Annotated in this window: 10 protein-coding genes and 1 pseudogene; 1 reads left to right on the top strand and 10 read right to left on the bottom strand. The window is 47.9% G+C overall.

From position 1 onward, the window contains the following. The 3 genes and pseudogenes from ACUU1I_RS02255 to lpxL form a co-directional block, all read right to left on the bottom strand. Nucleotides 1-1,133, bottom strand: a 1,133-nt coding sequence (locus ACUU1I_RS02255) for a recombinase family protein (RefSeq protein WP_449144805.1), incomplete at its 3' end; no start/stop codon positions are given. Nucleotides 1,134-1,168: 35 nt separating this feature from the next. Further along, nucleotides 1,169-1,354, bottom strand: a pseudogene (locus tag ACUU1I_RS02250) (hypothetical protein); the annotation flags it as partial. 171 nt (nt 1,355-1,525) lie between these two features. Next, nucleotides 1,526-2,446 (bottom strand): kdo(2)-lipid IV(A) lauroyltransferase, encoded by a 921-nt coding sequence (lpxL, locus tag ACUU1I_RS02245; RefSeq protein WP_005062003.1) that lies wholly within the window; start codon nt 2,444-2,446, stop codon nt 1,526-1,528. A 224-nt stretch (nt 2,447-2,670) separates the two neighbouring features. Here lpxL and trhO point away from each other — a divergent pair, with 224 nt between their 5' ends. Further along, a complete protein-coding gene (gene trhO, locus ACUU1I_RS02240) occupies nt 2,671-3,723 on the top strand; it encodes an oxygen-dependent tRNA uridine(34) hydroxylase TrhO (RefSeq protein WP_001144616.1) in 1,053 nt (350 codons plus the stop codon). Between the two features lie 41 nt (nt 3,724-3,764). Here trhO and ACUU1I_RS02235 read toward each other — a convergent pair whose 3' ends face one another. From ACUU1I_RS02235 to pyrC, 7 genes are all read right to left on the bottom strand, one after another. Beyond that, nucleotides 3,765-4,340: a YceI family protein gene (locus ACUU1I_RS02235; protein WP_000749269.1), complete on the bottom strand. Its 576-nt coding sequence runs from the start codon at nt 4,338-4,340 to the stop codon at nt 3,765-3,767. A gap of 3 nt (nt 4,341-4,343) precedes the next feature. After that, nucleotides 4,344-4,910, bottom strand: coding sequence for a cytochrome b (locus ACUU1I_RS02230; RefSeq protein ID WP_000011108.1), 567 nt, complete (start codon nt 4,908-4,910; stop codon nt 4,344-4,346). A gap of 260 nt (nt 4,911-5,170) precedes the next feature. Continuing rightward, complete coding sequence (locus tag ACUU1I_RS02225; protein ID WP_001253418.1) at nt 5,171-5,284, bottom strand: YceO family protein; 114 nt, start codon at nt 5,282-5,284, stop codon at nt 5,171-5,173. 47 nt (nt 5,285-5,331) lie between these two features. Next, nucleotides 5,332-6,450, bottom strand: a complete 1,119-nt coding sequence (gene solA, locus ACUU1I_RS02220) for an N-methyl-L-tryptophan oxidase (RefSeq protein WP_000872813.1) — start codon at nt 6,448-6,450, stop codon at nt 5,332-5,334. 114 nt (nt 6,451-6,564) lie between these two features. After that, nucleotides 6,565-6,819, bottom strand: a complete 255-nt coding sequence (bssS, locus tag ACUU1I_RS02215) for a biofilm formation regulator BssS (RefSeq protein ID WP_000414437.1) — start codon at nt 6,817-6,819, stop codon at nt 6,565-6,567. Between the two features lie 289 nt (nt 6,820-7,108). After that, nucleotides 7,109-7,354 carry a DNA damage-inducible protein I gene (gene dinI / locus ACUU1I_RS02210; RefSeq protein WP_001217754.1) on the bottom strand — a complete coding sequence of 82 codons (246 nt, stop codon included), beginning with the start codon at nt 7,352-7,354 and terminating at the stop codon, nt 7,109-7,111. Nucleotides 7,355-7,427: 73 nt separating this feature from the next. Beyond that, complete coding sequence (gene pyrC / locus ACUU1I_RS02205) at nt 7,428-8,474, bottom strand: dihydroorotase (protein WP_000126576.1); 1,047 nt, start codon at nt 8,472-8,474, stop codon at nt 7,428-7,430. Between the last annotated feature and the right edge of the window lie 48 nt (nt 8,475-8,522).

The following is an 8,522-nucleotide window of genomic DNA, read 5'->3' as shown; positions in this document are numbered from 1 at the left end:
TGCAAATCTTCACGCTGTAATTTAAGGCTATCAATAGTGTCAGTATTTTCAGTTTCAAAACGGTCGCATAATGCGAGCATGTAAAGGATAGTTGCATCCGTTTGCTTACGACTGATAGCCTTTGCACTACACCTGTTAGCTGAACGATTAGGGCATCTGTACATTCCAAAACGTTTTAAGGCATATCCACCAAGAACAATAGTAGCCCCACACTCAGAACATTTGATGATACCCCTGAACAAGTTGACTGATAGCGGATTACTTGATACAGAAGCCCTACCATATTGCCCTGTGTTCAGTTGCTGTACTCGATAGAATAGTGACTCACTGATTATTGCGGGGTAGTAACCCTGAACTTCTTCACGTCCAGCAGGTGTGAAACATCCAATCACAGCACGATTTCTGAGTAGTTTCTTTACAGCAGTATCAGACCACCCCTTTTGTTTGGGTGTGTATTGATTCAATGACAAGTGACCTTCATCGTTTAAAGTTCTGGTGATAGCCCAAAAGCTTAAACCCTGTAATCTCAGGTCAAATGCTCGTTTAACAACTTCCACTTTATCAGGAATGATTGTGAATGTTCGACGGTCATCATTCAGCCTTAACCATGCAGGACAACGCCTAGATACCTTGATACCTTCGGAGATGAGTTCTTTTTTACGGTTCCATGCAGCTTGGACACGCTCAGACTTCCTCAAACTTTCCTCATGCGCCCGCTGCATTATCAGAATGCTTTTAATCAGGGCTAACGGGTCTTTTAAACTTTCTCGTGTGTAATGTTCTCCATCGCTCAGTGTGACTACATCTACACCAGCCCTTAAGATACGGCGTAATAGCTCAGAAGCAATATCAATATCCTGACGTGACAGACGGTCTAAACTCTCGATTAGTAGCGTATCACCAGCTTTAACAAGCCCTTTCTCGATAGCGGTTAAAAAGTCACCTAGACCACCTTTCAGGTGCTTACCACTAAAAGCACTTTTCCCCAAATCTTTAAAGCTCAAGGATGAATCCAAGTAAAACTCAGGGTTCTTATCAAGCCAGTCAGTAACCAGCTTAGATTGTCGGCGTACAGAGTCCCCTTTCAGTTGTCGTTCACTTGAAAATCTGATGTAGCTGATTGCCCGTCTCATATTCAATATCTAAAATGATGTGTTTAGGAACCCATTATACTGAAGACAATACCGGACCACATATTCAGGGCGGAGTGGCCGGTAACACCAAGCTGCTCAACGTAGAGGGGTAAGAAGGGCATTACCAGACTGAAGGCGGCCCCGGTAAGAAAACAGCCTAGCCAGGCGACGATCAGGTTTCGTTTCCAGTTTATAGGGGTGTCATTTTCACAGGGTGACATAGCAATCCGCTGTTGGTGCGCCAGGCGCGGTGAACATAAGAAGAAAAGATAAACACACTAATTATGCGCCCGACTTCCAGGGGGCGCAATCCAGAGAGCTTTTATCGCTAAATCAGGGGGATTTGCTGTGGTAATGCCGGATGCCATTCTGAAGCATCCGGCATGGGAGATTTAATAGCGTGAAGGAACGCCTTCCGGGCGTGTTTTAAAGCGACGGTGTAACCACATATACTGCTCTGGTGCCATCATGATGCATTTTTCGACCACTTTGTTCATCCACGCGGCGGTAGTTTCGGCATCATCCAGTGGCGGAGAACACTCTGGCGGCAGCATAATCAATTGATACCCTTTGCCATCTGGCTTACGGCGTGGAACGAAGGGCACCAGACATGCGCCGGACATCCGTGCCAGCATCCAGGTTCCGGTCGTGGTCGCAGCCTGCTCAACGGCAAATAACGGGACGAAAACGCTTGAGCGCGGGCCGTAATCATGATCTGGTGCGTACCAGACCACTTCGCCTTTTTTCAGGGCTTTAATCATGCCTTTTAAATCTTTGCGGTCGAGCATCGATTTATTTGAGCGCAAACGGCCCCAGGTTTGTAGCCAGTCAATCAGTGGATTATCGTTCGGGCGGTAAACGCCAATCCCCGGTTCCTGCATACCAAACTGCCGCGCGCCCAGCTCCAGTGTCAGAAAATGGATGCCAACTAACAGGATGCCGCGTTTTTGCGCCTGCACGTCACGAATGTGTTCCATGCCGATCACTTCCGTCCAGCGGGCGATTCGGCGGTCCGGCCAGAACCACGCCATACCGGTTTCCATCAGGCCCATGCCAACGGATTCGAAATTCTTCACCACCATTTTACGGCGTTCTTGTTCGCTCATTTCCGGGAAGCACAGTTCCAGGTTGCGATGCACAATTTTTGCGCGTCGTTTCATAAAACGTAACGCCAGTTTTCCTAATCCACAACCGAGGCGGTAGATAATCGGGTAGGGCAATTGCACGACCAACCAAAGTACGCCAATACCCAACCAGGTTAACCAATAACGCGGATGAAGCAGTGCGGTGGAGAACTTGGGTAGATTCGTCATATCAATCCTGTTTTTCAACCTATACGGGCAATTGTATGTATTGTCGCATTTTTTCGCCCGCAACCAAAATTTGTGGCTGAAGACTGGGCGAAATTGCCGCGCTTGTAAATAACAAATAATTTTTAATGCGCAAATGTAGCGTAAAATGTGTGGATGTTAATTATCGATAATTGCTATATCATGCCGCGGATTTTTACTTTCCCATCTCGCAGGAACCGTACACCATGCCAGTGTTACACAACCGCATTTCCAACGACGCGTTAAAAGCCAAAATGTTGGCTGAGAGCGAACCGCGAACCACCATTTCGTTTTACAAGTATTTCCACATCGCCGATCCTAAGGCGACCCGTGACGCTTTATATCAGCTGTTTACCGCGCTGAATGTTTTTGGGCGAGTGTATCTGGCGCATGAGGGCATTAACGCGCAAATCAGCGTACCTGCGAGCAATGTTGAAACATTTCGCGCGCAGCTCTATGCCTTCGACCCGGCTTTAGAGGGTTTACGCCTGAATATCGCGTTGGATGATGACGGGAAATCCTTCTGGGTACTGCGCATGAAGGTACGCGATCGCATTGTTGCCGACGGTATTGACGATCCTCACTTTGATGCCAGCAATGTTGGTGAGTATCTGCAAGCGGCGGAAGTGAACGCCATGCTTGACGATCCCGATGCACTATTTATCGACATGCGTAACCACTATGAGTATGAAGTGGGGCACTTTGAAAACGCGCTCGAAATTCCGGCAGATACCTTCCGTGAGCAGCTGCCAAAAGCAGTCGAGATGATGCAGGCACATAAAGATAAAAAAATCGTCATGTACTGCACCGGCGGCATTCGTTGTGAAAAGGCCAGTGCCTGGATGAAACATAACGGATTCAACAAAGTCTGGCATATCGAGGGCGGAATTATTGAATACGCCCGTAAGGCGCGCGAGCAGGGCTTGCCGGTGCGTTTTATTGGCAAAAATTTTGTTTTTGACGAGCGGATGGGCGAACGTATATCGGATGAGATTATCGCGCATTGCCACCAGTGCGGCGCGCCGTGCGACAGCCATACCAACTGTAAAAATGATGGCTGCCACCTGCTGTTTATTCAGTGTCCAGTATGCGCGGAAAAATACAAAGGTTGTTGTAGTGAGATTTGCTGCGAAGAAAGCGCGTTACCGCCAGAAGAACAGCGACGCCGTCGGGCAGGACGTGAAAATGGCAATAAGATCTTTAATAAGTCTCGTGGACGTCTGAATACAACACTGGGTATTCCTGATCCAACAGAATAAATATCATTGCCGGATGCGTGCCATCCGGCAACATTTCACTCTTACTTCTGCTGTACGCCTTCCACTGAAATAATCAGATCCACTTCCTGAGAAGCTGGACCTAAATCTGTCTTGATATTGAAGTCTTTGAGCTTAATTTTGCCTTCGGCCTCAAAGCCTGCACGTTTACCGCCCCATGGGTCGTCGCCCTGACCAATTAATTTCGCTTCCAGCGTGACGGGTTTGGTTACGCCATTCAGCGTCAGATCGCCGGTAATATCCAGTTCGTCACCGTCTTTCTTCACGCTGGTGGAGGTGAATGTTGCCTGTGGATATTTTGTGGTATTGAGAAAATCCGCACTGCGAAGATGTTTATCGCGTTCGGCGTGGTTAGTATCGACGCTGGTGGTGTTAATTGTCACATTCACTTTATCGGCAGCCGGATTTTTTTCATCAAAGGTAAAAGTACCGTCGAAATCTTTAAAGGTGCCATATAACCAGCTATAGCCAAGATGCTGTATGCGGAAGTTAACAAAGGCGTGCTGACCTTCTTTGTCAATTTTGTAATCGGCGGCAACCGCTGAACCGGCAGAGAACATCAGGGACGCGAAGGTTAAACCAAGCAGGCTTTTTTTCATTTTTTATACTCCATAGTCAGATGACGACTTTCCCAGCATGCGCTTCAGAGTGTCGTCTTTATCGATGAAATGATGCTTCAGGGCCATAAATCCGTGCATAACAGACAGTACTACGACGCTCCACGCGAGCCAAAAATGCAGGGCACCGGCAAAGTCTGCCTGTGCGCCAGCGTCGGCAAGGGTCGCGGGGACGTCAAACCAGCCAAAAACGCTGATCGGTTTACCATCGGCAGTTGAGATCAGATAGCCGCTGATGCCGATGGCGAACAGCAATAGGTACAATGCGAGATGTCCAGCTTTTGCGGCAAGACGAGTCATGGGCGAATAACTCGGCAGCGGACCCGGCGGTGGAGATATGACACGCCACAGAACGCGAATAACCAGCCCCATCATTAACAAAATACCGATGCTTTTATGCAGTTCGGGTGCTTTGTGATACCAGCCATCGTAATAACTGAGCGTGACCATCCACAGACCTAAAGCAAACATGCCGTAGACAATAATTGCGCTTAGCCAATGGAAGGCCGCAGATATAACACCATAGCGTTCAGGGGTATTTGTGAATGACATAAGTGCATCCAATACGAATTTGCGAGAGAAAGAAAATGGCGTGTCGGAGAATGAATTGCAACACAAAAATAACAAATTGAATGATATTTATTTTTATTTCAATAATTTTGAATTAATAATGAAAGAATCTTCATAAGTTTAGTGGGTTCAGCATCAGAGATGTCTGGTGAGTGCTGTAGAAGCAGGAATAATCTCATTCAATTTTTCACGCTAAATGAAAGGGAGATTAAATATTTGTCAGTTTATGTCAGTGCGGAAAACTAAAAATAAAACACATAGATCAGATCCATAATTGCCAACAATCCCCAGAGAAAAAGATAAAGCATCAGATGCTCGCGAATATTATTGATGAGATAGTGCAACAGCCGACGCATTAAATACTCCTGTAAAAACGGCCTCATTCTGGAGGCCGTAATGATGATTATTGGAAGCGGGAAAGCCTGAATGGCGTCAAATCAAAATCGCTTTTTTGGTCTTGCGCAAAATCGGCAGCTATTTCCCCTAAAACTGACGCAAATTTAAAACCGTGCCCACTCAGGCCGGTAATGAGCAGTGTATTATCGTGGCCGGGTAGGGTATCGATAATAAAATCTTCGTCAGGCGAATTATCATAGGTGCAGGCAGCGCCGTACAGGCAGCAACCGATACCCGGCAATACATTGCGCAAGAACGGGAAGGCTTCTGACCCATCACTGGCCACTTCCGCAAACGGAACACGTTCATCCGCTGAATGGATAACCTGGCCTCCGTTATGTTTGCCAATCTTCAACGCGTCGTTTTCTGCCGGAAAACCATAATATTGATCGCCATTGGGCAGTTCACCGGTAAACGCCGGGAATTTATTCTTCACGCTATAGCGGCCATCGGCCTGATACCAGGCAAATACTTTACGTACGGGCTGGACAGGCAGCTCCGGGAGCAGGTCTTTTACCCATGTTCCCGCGCAGACAATCGCTTTTTTCGCCTGATACTCACCGTCAACCGTTTCAATAGTTACGCCATCATCGTCATGACGAATTGCGGTGACCGGGCAGTTGAACAGTTGCGCACAGCCCGCTTCCTTCGCCAGTTGGATCCAGGTTTTAATCGCCAGTTCGCTGCGCAAAAAACCGGAATCAGTCTCAAATAAGCCGATGTAGTTGTCCGGGACGCGTATTTCTGGCCAGCGGGCCATAATCCCTTGCGCATCGAGCTTTTCAACGTTGAGTTGCCACTGTTCGGCGCTGTGGGCGACGTTGGCGAGAAATGCGGAGTCAGCCGGGCCGAGGTTAATGACACCAGAGCGTACAAAAATGGGATCATCTTCGTTGTGGCGGGAAAGTTCATCCCACAGCGTTTGCGCGCGGAGGACTAACGGGACATACTTTTCGCCTTCACCATAAGCATGGCGAATTAATCGCGTATCGCCGTGGTGGCTGCCGTGTTGATGCGGTGGCATATGGGCGTCGGTCATTAGCACGTTTAAACCGGCGCGGGTTGCATAATACCCGGCGGCAGCGCCTACGGAACCGCTGCCAATAATGATGAGATCGTATTTCATTTTTTTCTCTCTGCTCTCATGGTTTAAGCAGAGTAATTAACTGAATGCAGATATACAACCCAGAAATGGTAAAGGCACCGGTGAGGTGCCTTTTGGGTGGATGGTCATGTCATGTTAATGACGCCGATACTCGTTTACCGGGAAATCACCGGATTCAATTTTGGCGATTCCTGCTTCTAATATCGAAATAAATTGTCTGGCAACATCAGTGGTTAACCAGAGCGTCTGACCAACTTCAGTCCCTTCCTGCTCGGACTTATTTGGGGTCTGGTAGTGCAAACGCAACATCAGCGCATCATAGCTATCAACGGTGCTGATGTCCCACCCTACGAGCGGATGAGTCTGAATGACTTCATTATTTTTTTCCATCATGGCCCCCTAATTCGTGTTACTAGACAACGTTATTCGAGGTTCAATGCGTTTTTATCTGAAGCAACTTCAGTATACCAATAAGTAAGGGTATTCACCGAATTTTTAAAGGGGGGAACAGATAAATTTCTGCTTTTAAGATTTATATGAACAATAAAACAGCATGTCATTCATATTTTTTTAGCATATTGTGCAATTATTTTGAGGAAGTGTAGAAATTTTGTACTCAAAATTCGTAAGTAAAATAAAAAAGCCGGGGCGACCCGGCAAAAACAAAAATCACTGCATATTATTCGCTGACAAACCAGTCATCGGCGCTTTCCCACGTTTCCTGGAGAATTTCGCTAATGCGCTGTTTATCTTCTTTTGTTGCGCCAATAACCGATAAATTATTCGCTGCGGCATAACGTACCGATACGTGGCCTTCATTATCAGGAAACGCATACTGAATACGGCGGGAAAGTTCGCCAGCCAGGGCGTCAATAGCCCCAGCTGGCAATGGAGAAGTTTTCGCTATGGTGACTTCAATTCGCATAATAGCCCCCTGTTGAATATACTGGTTATTTATACAGGTAAAATAACCTAATGACAACAGGAAGCTACGATTTTTATTGTTTAACGGACCAGCGTACCGTTTCCCCGGCGAGGAATGGCACCAGGGTGTCATCAGTCAGTGCGATGCTTTCAGCAACCTGTTGCTCTTCACGTACCAGTTCGATGAATGTGTCGTTGACCGGCAAGCCATAGAACTGCGGGCCGTTTACAGAACAGAATGCTTCAAAGTGCTGCAGAGCATTCATCTCTTCAAAGACGGTAGCGTAACTGCCCAGCGCGGTTGGGGCGTTGAAGCAGCCCGCGCAGCCGCAACTGCTCTCTTTGCGATGACGTGCATGTGGCGCAGAATCCGTACCGAGGAATACTCGATTAAAACCGCTGGCGACCAGTTCACGCAATGCCTGTTGGTGAATATTGCGTTTGAGGATGGGTAAACAATACAGGTGCGGACGCACGCCACCAACCAGCATATGGTTGCGGTTAAACATCAGATGCTGCGGAGTGATGGTGGCAGCCAGCCGTTCATTTCCGTCACGGACATAGTCGGCAGCATCTTTGGTGGTGATGTGCTCAAAAACGACTTTCAGCGCAGTCAGGCGCTGGCGCAGAGGTTCCATCACGCTTTCTATAAAGCGCGCTTCACGATCAAAAATGTCGATATCTGCATGTGTCACTTCACCATGCACCAGTAGCGGCATACCGATTTTTTCCATGCGCTCAAGTACCGGCATGATTGCGTCAATTGACGTCACGCCGTGGCTGGAGTTAGTGGTTGCGTTTGCCGGGTAAAGTTTTGCAGCGGTGAACACGCCTTCATTAAATCCGCGCTCCAGCTCATTAGGATCCAGCGAATCTGTTAAATAACAGGTCATCAATGGGGTGAAATCGTGCCCGGCAGGTACGGCGTCAAGAATACGTTGGCGATACGCCACGGCAGCCTCAACTGTGGTCACGGGCGGAGCCAGATTGGGCATTACGATAGCCCGTCCATAAATTTCGCTGGTATACGGCACGACAGTTTGTAACATGTCGCCATCGCGGAGGTGAAGGTGCCAGTCGTCTGGACGGCGGATCTTTAATACCTGGGATGGTGCAGTCATTAATCTCTATGCTCCGGCTGAAGGGATGTTTTTGCCGGACACAAAGGA

The organism is Shigella sp. SIG3 (assembly GCF_053555855.1).
Note: the sequence above shows the minus strand (reverse complement) of the source record. Positions and strands in the feature narration are given on the sequence as shown.

Coding starts and splice junctions, on each gene's coding strand:
- ACUU1I_RS02225 (WP_001253418.1), bottom strand. CDS start 5,284: ATGCGTCGGCTGTTGCACTATCTCATCAATAATATTCGCGAGCATCTG.
- ACUU1I_RS02235 (WP_000749269.1), bottom strand. CDS start 4,340: ATGAAAAAAAGCCTGCTTGGTTTAACCTTCGCGTCCCTGATGTTCTCT.
- pyrC (WP_000126576.1), bottom strand. CDS start 8,474: ATGACTGCACCATCCCAGGTATTAAAGATCCGCCGTCCAGACGACTGG.
- bssS (WP_000414437.1), bottom strand. CDS start 6,819: ATGGAAAAAAATAATGAAGTCATTCAGACTCATCCGCTCGTAGGGTGG.
- trhO (WP_001144616.1), top strand. CDS start 2,671: ATGCCAGTGTTACACAACCGCATTTCCAACGACGCGTTAAAAGCCAAA.
- ACUU1I_RS02230 (WP_000011108.1), bottom strand. CDS start 4,910: ATGTCATTCACAAATACCCCTGAACGCTATGGTGTTATATCTGCGGCC.
- solA (WP_000872813.1), bottom strand. CDS start 6,450: ATGAAATACGATCTCATCATTATTGGCAGCGGTTCCGTAGGCGCTGCC.
- lpxL (WP_005062003.1), bottom strand. CDS start 2,446: ATGACGAATCTACCCAAGTTCTCCACCGCACTGCTTCATCCGCGTTAT.
- dinI (WP_001217754.1), bottom strand. CDS start 7,354: ATGCGAATTGAAGTCACCATAGCGAAAACTTCTCCATTGCCAGCTGGG.